General features: G+C 65.7%; 22 protein-coding genes. 10 read left to right on the top strand and 12 right to left on the bottom strand.

Features of this window, described 5'->3' with window-relative positions:
• Positions 1-70 precede the first annotated feature (70 nt).
• From ACMV8A_RS09220 to ACMV8A_RS09190, 7 genes are all read left to right on the top strand, one after another.
• On the top strand, positions 71-421 hold the full coding sequence (locus ACMV8A_RS09220; RefSeq protein WP_495325480.1) for a thioredoxin family protein: 351 nt from the start codon (positions 71-73) through the stop codon (positions 419-421).
• Between the two features lie 78 nt (positions 422-499).
• The gene (gene hypF / locus ACMV8A_RS09215; RefSeq protein WP_495325479.1) at positions 500-2,749 is read left to right on the top strand and encodes a carbamoyltransferase HypF; all 2,250 of its coding nucleotides are present in this window, start codon (positions 500-502) and stop codon (positions 2,747-2,749) included.
• Positions 2,746-3,216: a nucleoside deaminase gene (locus ACMV8A_RS09210; protein ID WP_495325478.1), complete on the top strand. Its 471-nt coding sequence runs from the start codon at positions 2,746-2,748 to the stop codon at positions 3,214-3,216. The genes hypF and ACMV8A_RS09210 overlap by 4 nt, the downstream gene beginning before the upstream one ends.
• A gap of 96 nt (positions 3,217-3,312) precedes the next feature.
• The gene (locus ACMV8A_RS09205; protein ID WP_495325477.1) at positions 3,313-3,915 is read left to right on the top strand and encodes a TetR/AcrR family transcriptional regulator; all 603 of its coding nucleotides are present in this window, start codon (positions 3,313-3,315) and stop codon (positions 3,913-3,915) included.
• Positions 3,916-3,918: 3 nt separating this feature from the next.
• Positions 3,919-5,115: an efflux RND transporter periplasmic adaptor subunit gene (locus ACMV8A_RS09200; RefSeq protein ID WP_495325476.1), complete on the top strand. Its 1,197-nt coding sequence runs from the start codon at positions 3,919-3,921 to the stop codon at positions 5,113-5,115.
• Positions 5,112-6,305, top strand: coding sequence for an ABC transporter permease (locus ACMV8A_RS09195; protein WP_495325475.1), 1,194 nt, complete (start codon positions 5,112-5,114; stop codon positions 6,303-6,305). Before ACMV8A_RS09200 ends, ACMV8A_RS09195 begins: the two co-directional genes overlap by 4 nt.
• A gap of 1 nt (position 6,306) precedes the next feature.
• On the top strand, positions 6,307-7,017 hold the full coding sequence (locus ACMV8A_RS09190) for an ABC transporter ATP-binding protein (RefSeq protein ID WP_495325474.1): 711 nt from the start codon (positions 6,307-6,309) through the stop codon (positions 7,015-7,017).
• Positions 7,018-7,019: 2 nt separating this feature from the next.
• Here the strand turns inward: ACMV8A_RS09190 and ACMV8A_RS09185 are convergent, their stop codons facing one another.
• Both ACMV8A_RS09185 and ACMV8A_RS09180 read right to left on the bottom strand, forming a co-directional pair.
• On the bottom strand, positions 7,020-7,556 hold the full coding sequence (locus ACMV8A_RS09185; protein WP_495325473.1) for a CDP-alcohol phosphatidyltransferase family protein: 537 nt from the start codon (positions 7,554-7,556) through the stop codon (positions 7,020-7,022).
• The gene (locus ACMV8A_RS09180; protein ID WP_495325472.1) at positions 7,553-7,912 is read right to left on the bottom strand and encodes a DUF2784 domain-containing protein; all 360 of its coding nucleotides are present in this window, start codon (positions 7,910-7,912) and stop codon (positions 7,553-7,555) included. The genes ACMV8A_RS09185 and ACMV8A_RS09180 overlap by 4 nt, the downstream gene beginning before the upstream one ends.
• 64 nt (positions 7,913-7,976) lie before the next feature.
• Here ACMV8A_RS09180 and hypE point away from each other — a divergent pair, with 64 nt between their 5' ends.
• Together hypE and ACMV8A_RS09170 are read left to right on the top strand one after the other, a co-directional pair.
• On the top strand, positions 7,977-8,981 hold the full coding sequence (hypE, locus tag ACMV8A_RS09175; protein ID WP_495325491.1) for a hydrogenase expression/formation protein HypE: 1,005 nt from the start codon (positions 7,977-7,979) through the stop codon (positions 8,979-8,981).
• Positions 8,982-9,037: 56 nt separating this feature from the next.
• The gene (locus ACMV8A_RS09170; RefSeq protein ID WP_495325471.1) at positions 9,038-10,276 is read left to right on the top strand and encodes an HDOD domain-containing protein; all 1,239 of its coding nucleotides are present in this window, start codon (positions 9,038-9,040) and stop codon (positions 10,274-10,276) included.
• 19 nt (positions 10,277-10,295) lie between these two features.
• On the opposite strand, the gene menA is transcribed toward ACMV8A_RS09170, so the two are convergent.
• From menA to rluD, 10 genes are all read right to left on the bottom strand, one after another.
• Positions 10,296-11,240, bottom strand: a complete 945-nt coding sequence (gene menA / locus ACMV8A_RS09165; RefSeq protein ID WP_495325470.1) for a 1,4-dihydroxy-2-naphthoate octaprenyltransferase — start codon at positions 11,238-11,240, stop codon at positions 10,296-10,298.
• A 74-nt stretch (positions 11,241-11,314) separates the two neighbouring features.
• The gene (locus tag ACMV8A_RS09160; protein ID WP_495325469.1) at positions 11,315-12,160 is read right to left on the bottom strand and encodes a mechanosensitive ion channel family protein; all 846 of its coding nucleotides are present in this window, start codon (positions 12,158-12,160) and stop codon (positions 11,315-11,317) included.
• The gene (locus ACMV8A_RS09155; RefSeq protein WP_495325468.1) at positions 12,144-12,959 is read right to left on the bottom strand and encodes a DUF432 domain-containing protein; all 816 of its coding nucleotides are present in this window, start codon (positions 12,957-12,959) and stop codon (positions 12,144-12,146) included. Before ACMV8A_RS09155 ends, ACMV8A_RS09160 begins: the two co-directional genes overlap by 17 nt.
• 84 nt (positions 12,960-13,043) lie before the next feature.
• Positions 13,044-15,620: an ATP-dependent chaperone ClpB gene (gene clpB, locus ACMV8A_RS09150; protein WP_495325467.1), complete on the bottom strand. Its 2,577-nt coding sequence runs from the start codon at positions 15,618-15,620 to the stop codon at positions 13,044-13,046.
• 245 nt (positions 15,621-15,865) lie between these two features.
• Positions 15,866-16,552 (bottom strand): lysophospholipid acyltransferase family protein, encoded by a 687-nt coding sequence (locus tag ACMV8A_RS09145; protein WP_495325466.1) that lies wholly within the window; start codon positions 16,550-16,552, stop codon positions 15,866-15,868.
• Positions 16,553-16,579: 27 nt separating this feature from the next.
• On the bottom strand, positions 16,580-17,098 hold the full coding sequence (gene def, locus ACMV8A_RS09140; protein WP_495325465.1) for a peptide deformylase: 519 nt from the start codon (positions 17,096-17,098) through the stop codon (positions 16,580-16,582).
• Positions 17,099-17,108: 10 nt separating this feature from the next.
• Positions 17,109-17,630 carry a glycine cleavage system transcriptional repressor gene (locus ACMV8A_RS09135; RefSeq protein ID WP_495325464.1) on the bottom strand — a complete coding sequence of 174 codons (522 nt, stop codon included), beginning with the start codon at positions 17,628-17,630 and terminating at the stop codon, positions 17,109-17,111.
• Positions 17,631-17,646: 16 nt separating this feature from the next.
• Positions 17,647-18,429, bottom strand: coding sequence for a ZIP family metal transporter (locus tag ACMV8A_RS09130; RefSeq protein ID WP_495325463.1), 783 nt, complete (start codon positions 18,427-18,429; stop codon positions 17,647-17,649).
• Positions 18,430-18,461: 32 nt separating this feature from the next.
• On the bottom strand, positions 18,462-19,181 hold the full coding sequence (gene pgeF / locus ACMV8A_RS09125) for a peptidoglycan editing factor PgeF (protein WP_495325462.1): 720 nt from the start codon (positions 19,179-19,181) through the stop codon (positions 18,462-18,464).
• Positions 19,182-19,202: 21 nt separating this feature from the next.
• Positions 19,203-20,156 carry a 23S rRNA pseudouridine(1911/1915/1917) synthase RluD gene (gene rluD / locus ACMV8A_RS09120; RefSeq protein WP_495325461.1) on the bottom strand — a complete coding sequence of 318 codons (954 nt, stop codon included), beginning with the start codon at positions 20,154-20,156 and terminating at the stop codon, positions 19,203-19,205.
• 70 nt (positions 20,157-20,226) lie between these two features.
• Between rluD and ACMV8A_RS09115 the strand changes: the two genes are divergently transcribed.
• Complete coding sequence (locus ACMV8A_RS09115; protein WP_495325460.1) at positions 20,227-20,988, top strand: outer membrane protein assembly factor BamD; 762 nt, start codon at positions 20,227-20,229, stop codon at positions 20,986-20,988.
• Positions 20,989-21,029: the final 41 nt, after the last annotated feature.

Genomic DNA, 21,029 nt, shown 5'->3' with positions numbered 1-21,029 from the left:
GGTTGCAAAGCGGGCAGGGGATGCGCAGAATGGCGCGCGGTAAATTTACCCCGATAACTGAATGTGAATCATGAGCGAACATAACCCGTACATCTTCGATGTGATGCAGGAAGACTTCAAGGACAAGGTGCTGGCGGCATCGCACCAGCAGCCGATCCTGCTCGATATCTGGGCCGACTGGTGCTCGCCCTGCCTGGCCCTGGCCCCGGTGCTGGACAAGGTGCTGCGCGAATACGAGGGCAAGGTGCTACTCGCCAAGCTGGACGCCGACGAAGGCGAAAATATGAAGATCGCCGGCCACTACAAGGCGCGCGGCTTTCCCACGGTGATCCTGTTCAAGAATGGAGAGGAGGTGGATCGCTTCTCCTCCGCCCGGCCGGCGCCGTTCGTACGCGAGTTCCTCGACCGCCACATAGAGTAGTTTCGAGTTCCGGATTTCGAGTTTCGAAAAGGCAACGAGGTGCTTGCAACTCGGAACCCGAAACTCGAAACTCGAAACATGCTCACTCTCCGCTTGACCATCGGCGGCCGCGTTCAGGGCGTCGGCTACCGTCCCTACGTCTACCGCCAGGCGCTGCGTCACAGTGTCGCCGGCTGGGTACGCAATCGCAGCGGCGTGGTGGAGGTCCTGGTCCAGGGCGCGGCAACCGCAGTGGAACAATTGGCCGCCGACCTGATTGAACAGGCGCCACCACTGGCCCAGCCGCACCTCATCTCGCGCCACGAAGAACAGGGCGCCCCCGCGTGCGACGGCTTCATCATTCTGCCCAGCGACGGTAGCGACGTACCGCAGATCCATGTGCCGCCCGATTATTTCGCCTGTGCCGATTGTCTGCGCGAGATGCGCGACCCGCAGGACCGGCGTTACCGCTACCCCTTCATCAACTGCACCCAGTGCGGCCCGCGCTACACGCTCATTGCGCACCTGCCCTACGATCGCCCCAACACCTCGATGGCGGCGTTCCCGCTCTGCCCCGCCTGCCGCATCGAGTATGAAAACCCTGCCGATCGCCGCTTCCACGCCGAACCGGTGGCCTGCCCGCAGTGCGGACCGCGGCTGCGGTTTGTGCAGGGAGACGCGATCATTACCGACAACGAGGCCGCGCTGCGCGCCGCCGTGAATGCGCTGCGCAGCGCTGCCATCGTGGCGGTGAAGGGCGTCGGCGGCTATCACCTGCTGTGCGATGCGACCAGTGACGAGGCGGTGCAACGCCTGCGCGCACGCAAGCAACGGCCGCACAAGCCGCTGGCGGTGATGTTTCCGTCGCAGGGTGACGACGGTCTCGCCGCGCTGCGTACTCAACTCGAACCCGATGCAGCGGAGGCGGCGCTGCTGCATTCGCCGCAGCGCCCCATCGTGCTGTGCCGCCGCCGCGCCGACAGCACCCTGGCGCCGTCGCTGGCGCCCGGCCTGAACGAGATCGGCGCCATGCTCCCTTACGCGCCGCTGCACCATCTGTTGCTGGACGACTGCGGCGGTCCGCTGGTGGCCACCTCGGGCAACATCAGCGGCGAGCCGGTGCTCACCGACGACACTGAGGCGGCGCAACGCCTGGCCGGTATCGCCGATGCCTTTCTGCATCACGACCGCCCGATCCTGCGTCCCGCCGATGACCCGGTGTGGCGTACCACGGCCGGTGCACCGCGCCCGCTGCGCCTCGGTCGCGGCAATGCGCCACTGGAACTGGAACTGCCGTTTACCTTGCCCGAACCGCTGCTCGCCGTGGGCGGACACATGAAGAACAGCCTCGCCCTGGCCTGGGAGGGTCGTATCGTGGTCTCGCCACACATCGGTGACCTGGACGCACCGCGCTCGCTGGCGGTGTTCGAACAGGTGGTGGCCGATCTGCAACGGCTGTATGGCGTGCAGGCCACACGCGTGGTGTGCGATGCCCACCCGGGCTATGCCAGCAGCAAGTGGGCGCGGCAGAGCGGCCTGCCCGTACAGGCAGTGCAGCACCACCATGCTCACGCCAGTGCCCTCTACGGTGAACACCGCAGCAACGGAGACTGGTTGGTGTTCGCCTGGGACGGCGTGGGCCTGGGCAGCGACGGCACGCTGTGGGGCGGTGAAACCCTGTGGGGCCGGCCGGGCCGCTGGCAGCGTGTCGGCAGCCTGCGCCCCTTCCACCTGCCGGGCGGCGACAAGGCCAGCCGCGAGCCCTGGCGCGCGGCCCTGGCCTTGCTGTGGGAGTGCGATATGGCGACGCCGGCGCTGCATCCCGAACAGGCGCTGCTGCACCAGGCCTGGCAGCAGCGCCTCAACGCACCGCAAAGTTCCGCCGCCGGCCGCCTGTTCGACGCTGCCGCCGCGCTCAGCGGCACGTGCACAAACGCCAGCTTCGAGGGCCAGGGACCGATGCAACTGGAGGCTGTCGCCTTGAGCGATGCAGAACCCATCGCCCTGCCGCTGTACGACGACCGTGGTGTCCTGCGCAGCGACTGGGCGCCGCTGCTGCCGATGCTGACCGACACCAAGCTGAGCGTGGCCGCGCGTGCCGGCCGCTTTCACGCCAGCCTCGCCGCCACCATCGCCGACCAGGCCCGGACCCTGCGCCAGCGCCATCACTTCACCACCGTCGCCCTCGGCGGCGGTGTATTCCAGAACCGCCTGCTCACCGAACTGGCCGGCGCTGCGCTGGAGGCTGCCGGCTTCACCGTGCGCCTCGCCACCCAACTCCCCTGCAACGACGGCGGCCTGTGCTACGGTCAGGTCATCGAAGCCGCCACCCAAGGACACACACCATGACCCACGCCCTCGACTACGCCGCCCTGCTCGCCCCCGCCCTGGAAGAGGCCCGCCTCGGCTTTGCCGAGGGTGGCGTGCCGGTGGGCGCCGCCCTGTTCGACGCGCAGGGCAAACTGCTCGGCCGTGGCCGCAACCGCCGCGTGCAGGACAACGACCCGTCGGTGCACGGCGAGACCGACGCCTTCCGCAAGGCCGGAAGACAAACCAATTACCGCGACACCATCCTGGTCACCACCCTCGCCCCCTGCTGGTACTGCTCGGGCCTCATCCGCCAGTTCCGCATCGGCACCGTGGTGGTGGGCGAGGCGGAAAACTTCGAGGGTCATCTGGACTGGCTGCGCGAGGCCGGCGTGAAGGTGGTGGTACTGCACAATGCCGAATGCATCGCGCTGATGCGCCGCTTCATCCAGCAGTCGCCGGAGATCTGGAACGAGGACATTGGCGAGTGCGATTGCAGCGGCCACTGACCCCCTCTCCTACCCCCAAATAGCCGACATCAATACCTTGACACTGACCCGTCCCAGGAAGATAGTAATCAAATACTATCTTCCTCAGGAGGCGCCATGGAAGCCCATCCCAAACACCTGCCGGCAGACGAACGCCGCGCCGTCACCGTCGAGGCGGTGGTGGAACTGGCCGCGACGCAGAACCCCAGCGAGATCACCACCGCCGCCATCGCCAAGCACATGCACCTCACCCAGGGCGCCCTGTTCCGCCACTTCCCCAGCAAGGAGGCGATCTGGCAGGCCGTGATGGAATGGGTGGCCGAGCGCCTGCTGGCACGTGTGGAGCGGGCGGCACAATCCGCCGACAGCCCGCTGGCCCGACTGGAGGCCATGTTCATGGCCCACATCGACTTCGTCGCCGAACACCCCGGCGTGCCGCGCATGCTGTTCGGCGAGCTGCAGCGCGCCGGCACCTCCCCCGCCAAGCAGATGGCGCAGACCCTGGTGCGCCGCTACGGCGAGCGCATCGCCGCCGTCCTCGTCGAGGGTAAGGCACAGGGCGAGCTGGACCCGGAACTGGACACCGCCGCCGCCGCCACCCTGTTCATCGGCACCATCCAGGGTCTGGTGATGCAGTCGCTGCTGGCCGGCGATGTGGAGCGCATCCATGACAACGCCCTCGGCGCCTTTGCCATCTACCGCCGCGGCATCGGGAGCTAAGTCATGAAACAACGTCTCTCCCTCAACGGCCGTCGCCTGGTGCTGCTCGCCGTGCTGCTGCCCCTGCTCGGCCTGTTCGTCTTCGTGGTGCTGCGCGCCGGACCGCTGGCACCGGTGCCGGTAGTGGCCGTCACCGTGGAGGAGCGGGCACTCACCCCGGCCCTGTTCGGCATCGGCACGGTGGCGGCGCGTCACACCTACCGCATCGGTCCCACCGTGGCCGGGCGGGTGAAACAGGTGGACGTGGAGGTCGGCGAGCGCGTCTGCGCCGGCCAGATGCTGGGCGAGATGGACCCGGTGGACCTGGACGAGCGCCTCGCCGCCCAGCAGGCGGCGCAACTGCGCGCCAAAGCCAATGTGGCTGCCGCCCAGGCCCAGGTGGCGGATGTGAGCGCACGGCACGCCTACGCCGCGGCCCAGGCCGAGCGCTTCGAACAATTGCTGCGCGCCCACACCGTCAGCGCCGATGCGGTGGAGGCAAAGCGGCAGGAGTTGCAGGTGACCGAGGCCGGACTGCTCGCGGCCCGCGCCAACCTGGAGGCGGCGCGGCAGGAGCTGGGCCGGGTGCAGGCCGAGCAGGCCGCCCTGGTACAGCAACGCGCAAACCTGCGTTTGGTGGCGCCGGTGGACGGCCTGGTGACGGCGCGCGCCGCCGATCCCGGTACCACGGTACTCGCCGGCCAGCCGGTGGTGGAGCTGGTCGACCCGACCAGCCTGTGGGTCCACGTGCGCTTTGATCAGCTACGCGCCGCCGGGTTGCGCGCCGGACTGCCGACGCAAATCCTGCTGCGCTCCCAGGCCATGCAGCCGCTGACCGGCCAGGTGCTGCGCATCGAACCGCTGGCCGATGCACAGACCGAGGAGTTCCTCGCCAAGGTGGTGTTCGATACGCTGCCGCACAACCTGCCGCCCATCGGCGAACTGGCCGAAGTGACGGTGACGCAGCCGGCACTGCCACCGGCTCCAGTGATACCGACCGCCAGTGTGCAGCGCGTGGGCGGCCGCCTCGGCGTGTGGCGCATCGTCGACAACACACTGGAGTTCGCCGCCGTGGAGCTGGGTGCCAGCGATCTCGACGGCCGGGTGCAAGTCCGCAGCGGCCTGCAGCGGGGCGAACGCGTGGTGGCCTACAGCCAGCGCGCCCTCACCGCGCATCACCGCATCACGCTGGTCGACCGTCTGCCCGGGGTCGCGCCGTGATTAGTTTGGCCGGGCGCGACATCCTGCATGCCTGGGGCAAGTTCGTCTTCACCGGCATCGGCCTCGGCCTGCTCATCGGCGTCACCCTCACCATGGCCGGCGTCTACCGCGGCATGGTGGACGACGCCAAGGTGCTGCTAGACAACAGCGGCGCCGATCTGTGGGTGGTGCAGCAAGACACCCTCGGCCCCTACGCCGAGGCCTCCAGCCTGTACGACGACACCTGGCGCGGAATCCTCGGCATGGCCGGGGTGGCGCGCGCGGCCAATGTCACCTATCTCACCATGCAGGTGCGCCGTGACGAGCGCGACGTGCGCGCCATGGTGGTGGGCGTGGTGGGCGGCGAACCCGGCCTCCCCGGCCAGCCGGGCTTTCTCGTCGCCGGCCGCCACCTGAGCCGCAGCCACTACGAGGCCGTCGCCGACCTCGCCAGCGGCTTCAAGCTCGGCGACCGCATCCAGATCCGCCGCAACCACTACACCGTGGTGGGATTGACCCGGCGCATGGTTTCCTCCGGCGGTGATCCGATGATCTTCATCCCGCTGAAGGATGCCCAGGCGGCGCAATTCCTCAAGGACAACGACGCCATCGTGCGCCAGCGCGCGCGCACCGCGGCCAACCCGGCCTTCGGCGCCCCCAACGTGCTCGACGCGGTGCTCGCCTCGCAGGGCAGCAACCCCTATGTCAACGCCGTGCTGGTGCAGATCGAGGCGGGGCGCGATCCGGAGGAGGTGGCCGAGCCGATCCGCCGCTGGAAGCGCCTCACCGTCTACACCCGTGCGCAGATGGAGGAAATCCTCATCGGCAAGCTGATCGCCACCTCGTCGAAACAGATCGGCATGTTCCTGGTGATCCTCGCCATCGTCAGCGCGGCCATCGTGGCCTTCATCATCTACACGCTCACGTTGGGCAAGATCCGCGAGATCGCCGTACTGAAATTGATCGGCACGCGCAACCGCACCATCGCCGGCATGATCATGCAGCAGGCCGTCGGCCTCGGCCTCATCGGCTTCGTGGTGGGCAAGATCGCCGCCACCTTCTGGGCGCCGTTCTTCCCCAAGTATGTGCTGCTGGAAACCGGCGATGCGTTGCGCGGCTTTGTTGCCGTGGTGGTGATCTGCATCCTCGCCAGCGTGCTGGCGATCCGCGCCGCCCTGAAAGTCGATCCGGCGGAGGCCATTGGTGGCTGAGATGGAAAAAACAGGTATCCGCATCGAAGGTCTGCGCAAGCGCTACGGCGAGGGCGAAACCGTGGTGGACGCGCTCAAGGGCGTGGACATGCAGGTGGCGCCGGGCGAAGTGGTTGGTCTCATCGGCCCGTCCGGTTCGGGCAAGAGCACCCTGCTCAAGTGCCTGGGCGCGGTGATCGAGCCCACGGCAGGACGCATGACCCTGGGCCGGGAGGTGATCTACGACGACGGCTGGAAAATTGGCGACCTGCGCGCCCTGCGCCGCGACAACATCGGCTTCGTGTTTCAGGCGCCCTATCTGATCCCGTTCCTTGATGTCACGGACAATGTCGCCCTGTTGCCCATGCTGGCCGGCGTGTCCAACAGTGAAGCACGCAAGCGCGCCGTCGAACTGCTGGAGGCGCTGGATGTGGCGCACCGCGCCCGCGCCATGCCGGCGCAACTGTCCGGCGGTGAGCAACAGCGCGTGGCCATCGCCCGTGCCCTGGTCAACCGCCCGCCGGTGATCCTGGCCGACGAGCCCACCGCACCGCTGGACAGCGAACGCGCCCTGGCGGTGATCCGTATCCTCAACCAGATGGCGCGCCAGTTCGCCACCGCCATCATCGTGGTCACCCACGACGAAAAGATCATCCCCACCTTTCAGCGCATCTACCACATCCGCGATGGCCGCACCCACGAAGAGGCCGGCGCCGGGATACCACTGGCATAGTGCTAGGCCTGCCAATAGCTGCGGATATTGGACCGCAATACATGCAACTTGAAGGTAATGGCGATCTCCTCGACGGCGGCATAGACACACACCACGGCGGCAATGCGCAACGGCCAGCCGAGGTCGAACAGCAACAGGACGATGACACCCGCAGCCGTCACCACCGCCGCCACCTTCACCGCCCGTGTGTGATAGCTGGGCAACTGACGGAACTTGAGTAAGCCGATCAGCGCCGGCAGCAAATAACTGACTATGATCAATAGGATGAACACACCTTCGGCGCGCAGGCGATCCGGCCATAGCCACCAGGTGCCGAGACTGAGCGCCATGTAGAAGGCGAGGTCGCCCCAGCTATCCAGCCGCGCGCCCAATGCGGTGCATTGATTCAGGCGCCGCGCCAGCCAGCCGTCCAGCGCATCGGTAAGCCAGGCCGCGAACATCAGCCACAGAAAGACCTGCTGTTGTCCGTGCCAGGCGAACCAGAGCATCAGCGGCGTTGCCAGCAGGCGCAGCAGACTCAACAGATTGGGCAGATTCATCGCCGCCTCCGCCACAACACGGCATACACCACGCCGGTGATCGTGATCACACCGAGGCCCATGGCGATCTGCAATGGGCGGCTCAGGCCCTCGGGATAGATGAACGACAACAGATAATGCTGGATGAAGCTAGTATCGTAACCAGCCTGGCCGGCCAGTGCGCGCCAGTGGTTCTCCAGCGGCGTCAACGGGCAGTACCCGCCGAACAGCGCGATGGCCGTGCCCCAGATAGCCGCCGGCAGCTGCAGCCAGCCCAGCCGCGGCCAGCGTAATACCAGCAACCCGCCGAACACCACGAACAGGATAAAGGCAGCATGCAATACCAGAATCAGATCGGCCAACAGCTCATAGAGCATGCGTGATACTTTCCCGCAACAGACTTACGGGTTAGCCTACACCAAATCCCAGCATCGTATCCCCATCATGAGCGAACACATCACCCTGGCCCACGGCAACGGCGGACGCCACATGCGCGAACTGATCGAGGGCGTGTTCGCCCGCCACCTGGCCGACCCGGCGCTGGATGTGCAGGTGGATGCGGCGCACATCGCCATACCGCCCGGCGATCTGTTCATCACCACCGACGGCTTCACTGTCAAACCGCTGGAGTTTCCCGGCGGCGACATTGGCGCACTGGCGGTACATGGCACGGTAAACGATTTGTCGGTGGCCGGCGCCACTCCCTTGTATCTCACCGTCAATGCGTTTATCGAAGAAGGTCTGCCGCTGGCCACCCTGGATCGGCTGGTCGGCTCCCTCGCCGCAGCCGCGCGCGAAGCCCATGTGCGCGTCGTGGCCGGCGACACCAAGGTGGTGCCACGCGGCGAAGGCAGCGGCCTGTATCTCGCTACCACCGGCGTTGGTGTGCGCCGCACCGGACTGCAACTGGGCATGGATCATATCTGCGCGGGAGATGCCGTGCTGGTGAGCGGGCCGGTGGGCGATCACGGTACCGCGGTGATGCTGGCACGCGAACAGTTCGGCCTGCGCGGCGACCTGCAATCGGATGCCGCCTGCGTCTATCCGCTGACAGCGGCCCTGCTCGACCTGCCCGGACTGCGCTTCATGCGTGACCCCACCCGCGGCGGCCTCGCCACCGTGGCGCACGAGATCACCCGCGCCCGCCGCCTCGGCGTGCGGCTGCGCGAGGCGGCGATCCCCGTGCGCGATCCGGTGCGCGCGGTATGCGAGATGCTGGGCTACGACCCCTATTATCTGGCCTGCGAAGGCCGCGTGGTGGCAGTGATTGAGGCAGCGGCAGCGGAAGAGGCACTACGGCGCTGGCGCGCCCTGCCGCAAGGAGCGGAGGCAGCGCTCGTCGGCGTGGTTGAAAACGGCCATCGCCACGTGGTGCTGGAAACACCGCTGGGCGGCGAGCGTCTGCTGGAAGAACTGGAAGACGATCCCCTGCCGCGCATCTGCTGAACCTAACGTGGAAAATTTCTCTAGGCTGACACTGTGGTGCAACCGGTAATCAGGCCATGTCCAACCACATCCCTACCATCCGCCGTTTCCTGCAGACCCTGCATCCACTCGCCAACTTCGGTGCCGCCGAGCTGGATGAACTGGCGCAAAAAACCCAGATCGAGGAGGCACATCCCGGCCGCCGCCTGTTCCTGCGCGGCCATCGCGATCCATGGACCTTTTATCTACTGGACGGCACCGTGCAACTAGACTGGCCCGAGGGACGGCGTGAGGTAGTGCGCGGTGGTGATGAGACGGCACGGCAACCATTGAACCCGGCACAACCACATACGGCCACCGCCACCGCCGTCGATCGCGTGCGCTATCTCCGCTTCAACCGCACCTTGCTGGAAGTGTTGTCGCGCACCGCCGCCGCGGACAGCTATCAGCTGGAAGAAATCAGCGCCGATGCCGCCGAACCACGGCAGCGGCTGTTCCACGCCATCTTCCGCGATTATCTTGCCGGCGCACTCAAGCTGCCCCATCTGCCCGATGTGGCGGTGCGCGTGCGCGAGGCCGTGCAGGATCCGGACTGCGACGCCAACGAGGTGGCGCACTTGATCCAGTCCGACCCGGTTTTGGCGGCGCGCCTGGTGCAGGCTGCCAACAGCCCGTTGTATGGGGTACAGACGCCGATCTACAGCTGCAAGGGGGCGGTGATGTTCCTCGGCCTCGGCACCACCCGAGATCTGGTACTGGCCTATACGTTGCGTGAACTGTTTCAGACCAGTTCAGCGCTCTTGCGCCACCGCATGCACGCGCTGTGGCAACACAGTGTGCTGGTGGGCGCGGTGAGTTATGTGCTGGCCGGGATGACACCCGGGCTGGACAAGGAACGTGCCCTCCTGGCGGGACTGCTGCACGACATCGGTGTCCTGCCGGTCATCGATTACGCCAGCCGTGAGCCGATGCTGGCGCAGGACACCAGTTTGCTCGACGAGGCCATCGGCGCGTTGCGCGGTCAGGTCGGCGCCATGGTGTTGCGGCAATGGAAGTTCGGCAACGAGACGGTCAGCATCGCTCTGGAGGCGGAAGATTGGCAGCGCGATCCGCAGCCACAGGCCGAATATACCGATGTCATCATCATCGCCCAGCAATTGCTGCTGGCGGAACAGACTGCAGGGCTATTACCTGCGGTGATACAACTCCCCGCCTGGCTCAAGCTGGCCCGCGGCCGGCTGGATGGCGAACTGGCCTGGGACGTGCTGCGCGAGGCACGCAGTGAGGTTGCCGACGTGTTGCAATTGCTGGCGTGATGACAACGTGGTCGCGGCGCTATGCCGCGATCCACAACCCTACGGCCACCAGCAGGCCATGGCCGAGCATGGCGCCGATGGTGCTCTGAATCGCCGGCACCAGACGCGCCGGGGTCTCGGCGTAACGCACCAGTTCGAAGGCGGCACGCAGCGATAGCGGCAACGCCAACAGGCCGAGCAGACACCACAGTGGCAGCAGTCCCCCCACGGCCATGCCGACAAGGCCGCCATAGGCCGCCAGCACCAACAGCAGATAGCCCCAGCGCGCGCGGCGCGGCCCAAGCCGCACCACCCAGTGATGCTTGCCGGCGGCGGCATCGGCGATGCGATCGGGGAATTGATTGATATACAGCAGGTTCGCTACCAGCAGGGCGAAGGGTGCGCCGGCATACAGCGGTAACATATCGAAGGCGCCGCGCTGCACGAAATCGGCGCCGAGAGGAATGAGCGAACCGAAACCCACCGCCACACACAGTTCGCCCAGACCGCGACTATTCAATGCCAGCGGCGGCGCCGAATAGGCCCAACCGATCACCAGGCCGGCAAAGCCGATGGCGATGAGACCAGAGCCCGCATAGGGCAGCAAGGCAAAACCGATCAGCGCCGTGATGCCTAACAGAACAAAACCGTAACGTGCCGTCTGCTCACGGCTGAATACGCCATTCTGGATGAAGCGACTGCCGCCGGTAAAGGGAAACAGACGCTCGGTATTGGCCTCGTCGGTGCCATTGAGGGCGTCGTAATAGTCGTTGAGCACATTGATGCCAGCATGCACCACCACAGCGCCGATTACCGTCAGCAGCGCGGCCCACACATGGATGGATGCACCGCCATGATAGGCCGTGGCGATACCGATGAGCGCCGGCACCAGACTGGCGAGGAGGAATGGCGGACGCGTGGCCGCCACATATTTGGCAATAGGGTTACCGGCAAACTGCTCTACGGTCGGTTCTGCAATGGCCACCTTGTCCTCCTCCTCGTCGCCGCTCGATCATTGTTATTCTGCCTGCCTGCGGGAAGATGGCGCCAGGATCGACATCATTCCCTTGTGCCGCCGATCCCTTTATCATCTGCCGGTGGCGCTTCCTGCCGCACCACGATCGGCTCCGCCATGTGTAACACCCGCTGCGGGTAGGGGATATCGATGCCGCTGGCATCGAAGGCCTGCTTGATCTCGCGCTGGATGGTATTACGCAGTTCGAGGAAATTCTCCCGCACCGCCCAGACCGAGAACTGCAGGTTCATTGCCGAATCGCCAAAGCCGGTGAAGATGAACAGCGGCTTGGGTTCCGCCAGGCACAGCGGATTGCGCTGCGCCACCTCCTGCAATACCCGTTGCACCTTGCCCATGTCTTCCTTGTAGTTGACGCCGATCTGCAGGTCCAGGCGACGGATCGGGAAACGTGTGAGATTGGTGATCTCCGCCTTGATCATCGTCTCATTGGGCACGCGCACGAACAGATTGTCCGGCGTGCGCAGCTTCACCGACAGCAAGTCGATGGACAATACCTCACCCATGGTATTGCCGACCTTGATCATGTCGCCTACCACGAAGGCGCGCTCGCCGATGAGGAACAGGCCGCTGATCAGGTTGGAGGCCGAAGTCTGCGAGGCGAAGCCCACCGCCACGGTGAGAATGCCTGCCGCGCCGAGCAGCACGCCGAGATTGAAGCCCATCTGCTGCAACGCGGTCACCACGGTCAGCGCCAGCACGGCATAGAACACCACGCGCTGTACCAGCATGGTCTCCTGGGCCGCGGTGTAGCGCTTGGCGGCACGCCCGGCGCCGAGACTGGCTACCTTGGCCAGGCCCCAGCCGATGAGCAGAACCAGGCCAGCTCGCAGCCAGGCGCCCCAATCGATACCGCTAAGCGATTCCATCATCACTGCCTCCGCGTCCGAACAGGGTACCGAAGGCCTTGCTGAGCAGGCCACGATCGGCACGCCGCCGCGGTCCGTTGAGCAGGTGGCTGTTGCCGGCCTCCGGTGGTGCCGTGCTACCCAGGCGCTCCAGTTCCAGCGCGTTGTCCTCACCCCGTGTCAGCTCCACCGCCTCGGTCCACAGGGTGTCGTTCTCCGCCTGGTACAGCGACAGAAACGGCACCGGCAGATGCAGGCGCTCCACCGCGGCCATGTCGCTGCCGGTGTTGGTGATACGGATCGGCGTCACTGCACGCCAGGAACTGTAGGGAAAATCGTCCAGACTGGTGCGCGCCATGGTCGAGGCGGCATAGGACAAGCCACCGGGGCGTGTGGTCGGTCCAGCCCAGGTATCGGAGGGGCGCACCACCGGTTGCTCCTGCAACAGCGCACCCTGGGCGCGCACCTGCAACCACAGCTGTGTGCTGACATACAGCTGGATGGATTGCGCCGGCGGGATGAACAACGCCACATCAGGCCGCGAGATCACCGGCCGATCCGCCAGCAGCGGCATCAGCGACAACTGCTCTGTTGAGGATTGGAAGCTGTAGCGGCTGAGCTTGACCTGGTCCGGCATCTGCCCGGGAGTCAGACCCAGATCAACCTCACTGCGTTCCTCATGGACCTCATCAGCCAGCACATAGCCGATGTGCCATTCGCGCGGCTGATGGGCAATCCATAGCTGAGCCGGACCGATGGTCCAGCATCCCGCCGCCCCTTCCACCAGCTCGAAGTCGCCCCACCAAGGTTTGATAAGTTGCATATCGTTTCGAGTAGTCAGTTCCAAATTTCCATGAATTATGTCACTGCCTCTCGCAACTTCAAACCCGAAACCTGAACCTGATCCTTATCCTTTGGCGAAGCTTATCTGCCCGTCCTGTACATCCACACGGATGGTATCACCGGGCAGGAAGCGGCCGGACAGAATGGCCTGGGCCAGCGGGTTCTCGATCTGCTGCTGAATGGCGCGCTTCAACGGCCGCGCACCGTATACCGGATCGAAGCCGGCCTCGGACAGCTTGTCCAAGGCGGCCTCGCTCAGTTCCAGCTGCATATCGCGCTCGGCCAGGCGCCGGCGCAAATAGCCGATCTGGATGTTGGCGATGCTGTGAATCTGCTCGCGCAGCAACGGATGGAACACCACCACCTCATCGACGCGGTTGATGAACTCGGGACGGAAGTGCTTGCCCACCACCTCCATCACCGCCGTCTTCATCTCCTGGTAGTGTTCCTCGCCGGCCATCTCCTGAATCAGCTGCGACCCGAGATTGGAGGTCATCACGATCACCGTGTTGCGGAAATCCACCGTGCGGCCCTGACCGTCGGTGAGGCGGCCATCGTCCAGCACCTGCAACAATACGTTGAACACGTCCGGATGCGCCTTCTCCACCTCGTCCATCAGCACCACCGAGTAGGGCTTGCGCCGCACATGCTCGGTGAGATAGCCGCCCTCTTCATAGCCGACGTAGCCCGGCGGTGCGCCGATCAGGCGCGCGACGGAATGCTTCTCCATGAATTCTGACATATCGATGCGCACCATCGCCTCGTCGGTGTCGAACAGGAAAGAGGCCAGCGCCTTGCACAGCTCGGTCTTGCCCACGCCGGTCGGGCCGAGGAACAGGAACGAGCCGTTGGGACGATTGGGATCGGACAGGCCGGCGCGCGAGCGCCGGATGGCGTCGGACACCGCCTTCACTGCCTCGTCCTGGCCCACCACGCGGGTGTGCAACGCATCTTCCATGCGCAGCAGCTTGTCACGCTCGCCCTCCAGCATCTTGCTCACCGGGATGCCGGTCCACTTGGACACGACCTCGGCGATCTCCTCGTCGGTGACCTTGTTGCGCAGCAGCTTGGTTTCCTGCAGCTCGGCCTGCTGTGCCATCAACAGCGACTTTTCCAGATCGGGGATGCGGCCATACTGCAGCTCAGACATGCGGCCAAGGTCGCCGGCGCGGCGCGCAGTTTCCAGCTCCATGCGCGCGCGGTCCAGTTCCTCCTTGATGTGCTGGGCGCCCTGCACCGCCAGCTTCTCCGACTTCCACACCTCGTCCAGATCGGCGTACTCCTTCTCCAGCTTGCCGATCTCATGCTCCAGATCGGACAGTCGCTTCTTGGATGCCTCGTCGCTCTCCTTCTTCAGCGCCTCGCGCTCGATCTTGAGCTGGATCAGGCGGCGATCCATGCGGTCCATTTCTTCCGGCTTGGAGTCGATCTCCATGCGGATGCGCGAGGCCGCCTCGTCCACCAGGTCGATGGCCTTGTCCGGCAGCTGGCGGTCGGTGATGTAGCGGTGCGACAACGTGGCGGCGGCGACGATGGCCGGATCGGTGATCTCGACGCCGTGGTGCACCTCGTACTTTTCCTTCAGCCCGCGCAGGATGGCGATGGTGTCCTCCACCGAAGGTTCGTCCACCAGTACCTTCTGGAAACGGCGCTCCAGGGCAGCATCCTTCTCGATGTACTTGCGGTATTCGTCCAGGGTGGTGGCACCGATGCAGTGCAGCTCGCCGCGCGCCAGCGCCGGCTTCAGCATGTTGCCGGCATCCATGGCGCCCTCTGCCTTGCCGGCGCCAACCATGGTGTGCAGCTCGTCGATGAACAGGATGATCTGCCCTTCCTGCTTGGCAAGGTCGTTGAGCACCGCCTTGAGGCGCTCCTCGAATTCGCCACGGAACTTGGCGCCGGCGATGAGCGCGCCCATGTCCAGCGACAGCAGGCGCTTGCCCTTGATGCCCTCCGGCACCTCGCCGTTGACGATGCGCAGGGCCAGACCCTCGACGATGGCGGTCTTGCCCACGCCGGGTTCGCCGATGAGCACCGGATTGTTCTTGGTGCGGCGCTGCAGGATCTGCACGGTGCGGCGGATTTCGTCATCACGGCCGATCACCGGATCCAGCTTGCCCTGCTCCGCGCGCTCGGTGAGGTCGATGGTGTACTTCTCCAGCGCCTGGCGCTGTTCCTCGGCATTGGGGTCGTCCACCTTCTGCCCGCCGCGCATCTTGTCGATGGCCTGCTCCAGCGCGCCCTTGCTGGCACCGTGCTTGCGCAGCAGGTTGCCCAGTTCGCCCTGCTCCTCCACCGCGGCGAGCACGAACAACTCGGAGGAGATGTAGGCATCCTTGCGCTGCTGCGCCAGCTTGTCGGTGAGGTTGAGCAGTTTCACCAGCGCATTGGACACCTGCACGTCGCCGCCGGCACCCTGCACCGAGGGCAGGCGGTCCAGCCCTTCGCCCAGCGCCGAGCGCAACGGATTGACGTTGACGCCGGCCTGGCCGAGCAGCTGGCGCACCGTACCGCCCTGCTGGTCGAGCAGCGCGGTCATCAGGTGCAGCGGTTCGATGAACTGGTGATCCCGGCCCACCGCCAGGCTCTGCGCGTCCTGCAGGGCGGTCTGGAACTTGGTGGTCAGTTTGTCCATGCGCATGGGAGAAACCTCTGTTCGGTTGCAAGTTGCGATTGGCTCCAGAGATGGGGCCGGTACACCCACCCTTCAAGGGGGTATCAAATGAAGGACTTAAACCACAGCCAGTCCGCAAATGAACGCGAATGGATGCAAATATCCATAGTGTTGCAAAAGGTGGCCAGCCCATCCGGTGAGTAAAGCGACACGGCTACCTCACCGCCTTGATCCGCAATCTGATTCGCGTTCATTCGCGTTCATTTGCGGACTCAAGGTTGTTTACGGTGCGGCTCGATGTATTCGGAAATGTAGCGCAGGCAGTCGCCGTCGCTGAGCCGGTGGCAATTGACCGGGGCATGGCTGGTGAGGCGCGGGTTGCCACGGCGGAAGGCGGCCAGTACCACCTGCCCCTCACCCTTGACGCCCTCCAGCCGTACCGGATAGACCGGGCAATCAGCCAATTGCGCCAGCCGCGCCACGCCGCGCTTCAGCGGCAAGGGCGGTTCACTGTCGAGGTGGATGGTGCCGTGGGGAAACAGCGCCACCACCTGGCCCTCGGCCAGCGCCTTGAGCGCCTCGCGGAAGGCGCGCTCGGGGCGGCCGGAGCGGTCCACCGGGATACAGCCGGCCAGGCGGAACAGCCAGTGCAAACCGAAGCGGTGGTACTGCTCGGCGGCGATGATGAAACGCAAGGGTCTGCGGCTGGCGGCAATGAGCAGCAGCGGATCGAGGCCGGAGACGTGGTTGGCGACCACCAACGCCGGACCGGACTCCGGCAGCGGCAGGCAAGCGGCGGACAAGCGGTGGAAGCGGCGGCAGAACAGGCGATTGAGGCCATCGATACGATTGGCAATGCATGTGCCCCAATCCGCCTCGTTGTAACGCCCGCCGAGACGCCACAGCCAGACACCGGGCAGAACCACCAGCAGCACCAGGGCCACGGAGACGAACATCATGCGCAGTGTCCTCCGTGCACGCAGTGGCTAGCTCGTGGGCTTGTCCTGATACACCTTGCGCCGGAACAGGTCGTTGCGCCGGCTCACCAGGCGGTCGAGGAACAGCAGGCCGTCGAGGTGATCGATTTCGTGCTGGATAGCGCGCGCCTCGTAGCCCTCGGCGTCCAGCTGCTGCGGGTTGCCGTGGGCATCGTGGTAGGACAGGGAAATCTTTTCAGCACGGATCACGTTGCCGGTGTAGTCGGGCACCGACATGCAGCCCTCGCGGCCGCTGGCCATGCCCTCCCAGGCGGTGATCTCCGGGTTGATGATGAACAGACGACCGTGATTGGGCACCGGCTTGCGCGTGCGCGAGCAGTCGACGATGACGATGCGCTGGAAGCGGCCCACCTGCGGCGCGGCGATGCCGACGCCGCCGGGACCGGCCAGCATGGTCTGTTCCAGATCGGCGAGAAAGGCGCGCAGCTCGTCGTCGAACTGGGCGACCGGCTGGGACTCCTGCTTCAGCCGCTCATCCGGGTAGGTGAGGATTTCAAGAATCGCCATGGAGCACCGTTCAGCCGATCATCGTTTCGATCGGTTCCAGATGGGCCTCCACGCCGTCCTTGCGGATCACGTCCACCGCCGCCTGCAGGGATTCAATACCTTCGGCCGCCGTGCCTTCGATCTGCATCACATAGATGGGCTTGTCCTCGCTGCCGCCCACCATGGATTCCAGATCGGTGATGTTGAGCCCGGCCTCGGCCAGAGCGGCAGTGACCTTGGCCACGATGCCGGCCCGGTCGGCGCCATAGACGGTGATGCGCACGTCCGGTTCCACGTGCTGGTGCAGCTTGCCCTCGATGCGATCCAGGTGCAGATGCAGATCGAGGGATTCGGCCACCGGGCTGATGAGATCGGTGAGCGCCTTGCTGGAACGTTCGAAGTCCACCATCAGCATGATGGTGAAGTTGCCACCCAGGCGCATCATGGAGGCCTCGCCCAGGTTGCAGCCGCCGTCGTACAGCGCCGCCGTGACCTTGGCCACGATACCGGGCCGATCCTTGCCCACCAGGGTCAGCATGTACCAGTGATTCATGATGTCGCTCCGTCTCTCAATGCAGGGTGGAATGGGCGATGAAGATCACCGCCACGCCAGCGCCGATCAGGGCCAGCTGCTGCGCCGTGGCCTCGATGTGCAGGCGGCGGTGCAGGCCGGGGATCAGGTCGGCCACGGCGATGTAGATGAAACTGGCGGCGGCGATGGCCAGGACATAGGGCACCACCTGTTCCAGGCCGCTCAGGCTGACATAGGCCAGCAACGCACCCACCACGGTGGTCAGGCTGGACAGCAGGTTGAACACCAGGGCGCGGGCGCGGCTGAAGCCGCTGTGCAACAGGATGGCGAAATCGCCCACCTCCTGCGGGATCTCATGGGCGGCCACTGCCAGGGCGGTGACCACACCGAGGTGGATGTCGGTGAGAAAGGCGGCGGCGATGAGAATACCGTCGACAAAGTTGTGGATGCCGTCACCGATGAGGATCAGGTGGCCGGCGGCGGCCTCACGGTTGTGCACATGTTCGATGCCGTGCGCCTCGCAGTGGTTGCTGTGACAGTGGCGCCACAGCACCATTTTCTCCAGCAGGAAGAAACCGAGGATGCCGAACAGCACCGTCATGGTGATGTGATGCACATCGGTCACGCCCTCGCCTTCGATGGCGTGGGGCAGCAGGGCGAGAAAGGCCGCGCCGAGCAGGGCGCCGATGGCGAAGCTCACCGCATGGGGCAGCAGGCGCGCCCGGCGCTGTTCCGGCAACAGCAGGAACAGACCCGCCGCCAGCACGCTGAGCAGACCGCCGATGAGGGAAAAAACGATGATCCAGACCAGGAGCGTCATGCTGTTCGTTCAAATCCAGGAGGGGTGCGGCATCATACCGCAAGCCAGATCAGACTCGCCATGCGGCCGGTGACACCGTCGCGGCGGAAGGAATAAAAACGCGCCGCATCGCTGTAGGTGCACAGATCGCCGCCGTACACCGCGGATACGCCGCAGCGCGCCAGGCGCAGCCGCGCCAGGGCATAGAGGTCCGCCAGCCAGCGTCCGCCCGGTGAGGGCTTGAAAGCCGCTGCCGCGGCGGCATCCTCCGCCACGAAGGCAGTGCGCACCTCCTCACCCACTTCAAAGGCATCAGGCCCGATCGCCGGCCCCAACCACGCCAGAAGTTCTGGCCCGGATACATCCAAACGCGCCACCGCCGCCTCGATCACCCCGGCCAGCAGGCCGCGCCAGCCGGCATGCACCGCCGCCACCCGGGTACCGGTGCGGTCGCACAGCAACAAGGGCAGGCAGTCGGCGGTCATGACCGCGCAGACGGTGCCGGGTCCGAAGGCTACGCTGGCATCGGCGCAGCCCCCCTGCCCCTCCGCCACGGCGATGCCGTGCACCTGGGTGAGCCACAAGGGTTCCGTCGGCAGGGCCAGCGCCCGGCACAGGCGGGCGCGATTCTCCGCCACCGCCGCCGGGTCATCGCCCACGTGGTCGCCCAGGTTGAGGCTGGCATAGGGCCCAAGGCTCACGCCACCGTCACGCGTGCTGGCGCAGGCATGGACGTTGGGTGGTGCGGGCCAATCGGGCAGGATTAGATCCATAGGCGGCGCTCCACTGACGCCCTAGGCGTTGGTGGCATCCTCGCGCAGCACAGCTATCAGCGCCTGCATGTCCTCCGGCGCCGGCACACTCCACTCCATGTACTCGCCGCTGCTCGGATGCACCAGGCCGAGGCGCATGGCGTGCAGGGCCTGGCGTTTGAAGCCGTGCAGCATGGTACGCAGCGCCTCGCTGCAACCGGCCGGCAGGCGCAGGCGGCCACCGTAAACCTGATCACCGACGATAGGGTGATGGATGTGGGCCATGTGCACGCGGATCTGGTGGGTGCGGCCGGTCTCCAGTTTCACCGCCAGGCGGGTGTGGGCACGAAAGCGCTCCACCAGGCGGTAGTGGGTCACCGCCGGCTTGCCCGAGGCGACGATGGCCTGGCGCTTGCGCTCCACCGGATGGCGGCCGATCGGGGCGTCCACCGTGCCGCCGCCGGTCATCTCGCCCATCACCACCGTGTCGTACTCGCGGGTGAATTCGCGCGCCTGCAAGGCCTGCACCAGGGCGTTCTGCGCCTCCAGGGTGCGCGCCACCACCAAGAGGCCGGATGTCTCCTTGTCCAGGCGATGCACGATGCCGGCGCGCGGCACCTGGGCCAGCTCCGGCGCGTGATGCAGCAGGGCATTGAGCAGGGTCCCCGCCGGGTTGCCGGCCGCCGGATGCACCACCAGCCCCGCCGGCTTGTTGAGCACGATGAGGGCCGCGTCCTCATAGACGATATGGAGGGGGATGGGCTCGCCCTGATGGCGCTCATCGGCTTCGACCACCGCCTCCAGGGCGATGCGCTCGCCCCCCACCACCATGTCCTTGGGCTTGCACACCCGGCCGTCCACCAGGGCCTTGCCCTCCTTGACCCACTGGCTCAGGCGGGCACGGGAAAAATCCGGCAACATCGCGGCCAGGGCCTGGTCCAGGCGCTGGCCGGCCAGCTCGGGCGGCACTTCCAGAACATAACTCTTGCTTGTCATAACTCGCCTTCGTGCCGGGACACATTCGGGATATACTGCGCGGCACATGCCGCTTCAGGAACAGATTTCTATGCTTACTGCAGGTCGCCTCTTGGCCATCATCCTGCTCGTGCTCGCCAGTACGGGTTGCTCCATCTTCAGGGAACACGACGAAACCGCCGGCTGGGATGCCAGCCAGCTGTACAACGCCGCCAAAGAAGCGCTCAACGACAGCGACTATGAAAAGGCCATCAAGCTGTATGGCCGGCTGGAGGCCCGCTTTCCCTATGGCCGCTACACCCAGCAGGCCCAGCTGGAAACCGCCTACGCCCACTACAAGGCCGGTGAGCCGGAGGCCGCCATCGCCGCCGCCGACCGTTTCATCCGCCTGCACCCGCGCCATCCGAACGTGGATTATGCCTATTACATGCGCGGCCTGGCCAGTTTCGACGCGGGGCGCAATTTCCTGGAACGCTTCTTCCCCCAGGACGGTGCCCAGCGCGACCCCACCGCCGCCCGCGAGTCATTCCGCTACTTCAGCGAGCTGGTGCAGCGCTTCCCGCAGAGCCGCTACAGCCAGGATGCCGTGCAGCGCATGACCTACCTGCGCAACAACCTGGCGCGCTATGAAATCATCGTGGCCGACTACTACCTGCGCCGCGGCGCCCCGCTGGCCGCCGCCAACCGCGGCAAATACGTGCTGGAAAACTACGAGCGTACGCCGTCGGTGCCCGACGCGCTGGAAGTGATGGTGCGCGCCTATCGGGAAATGGAGATGACCGATCTGGCCGACGCCACCTATCGCGTGCTGGAAAAGAACCACCCGGAACGCGCTGCGCAGCTGGCACCCTGAGCATGCTGCCGGGGCGAGACCCCGCGTAACCGTCAAAGTCT

This window comes from Sulfurivermis sp., assembly GCF_059410345.1.
Note: the sequence above shows the minus strand (reverse complement) of the source record. Positions and strands in the feature narration are given on the sequence as shown.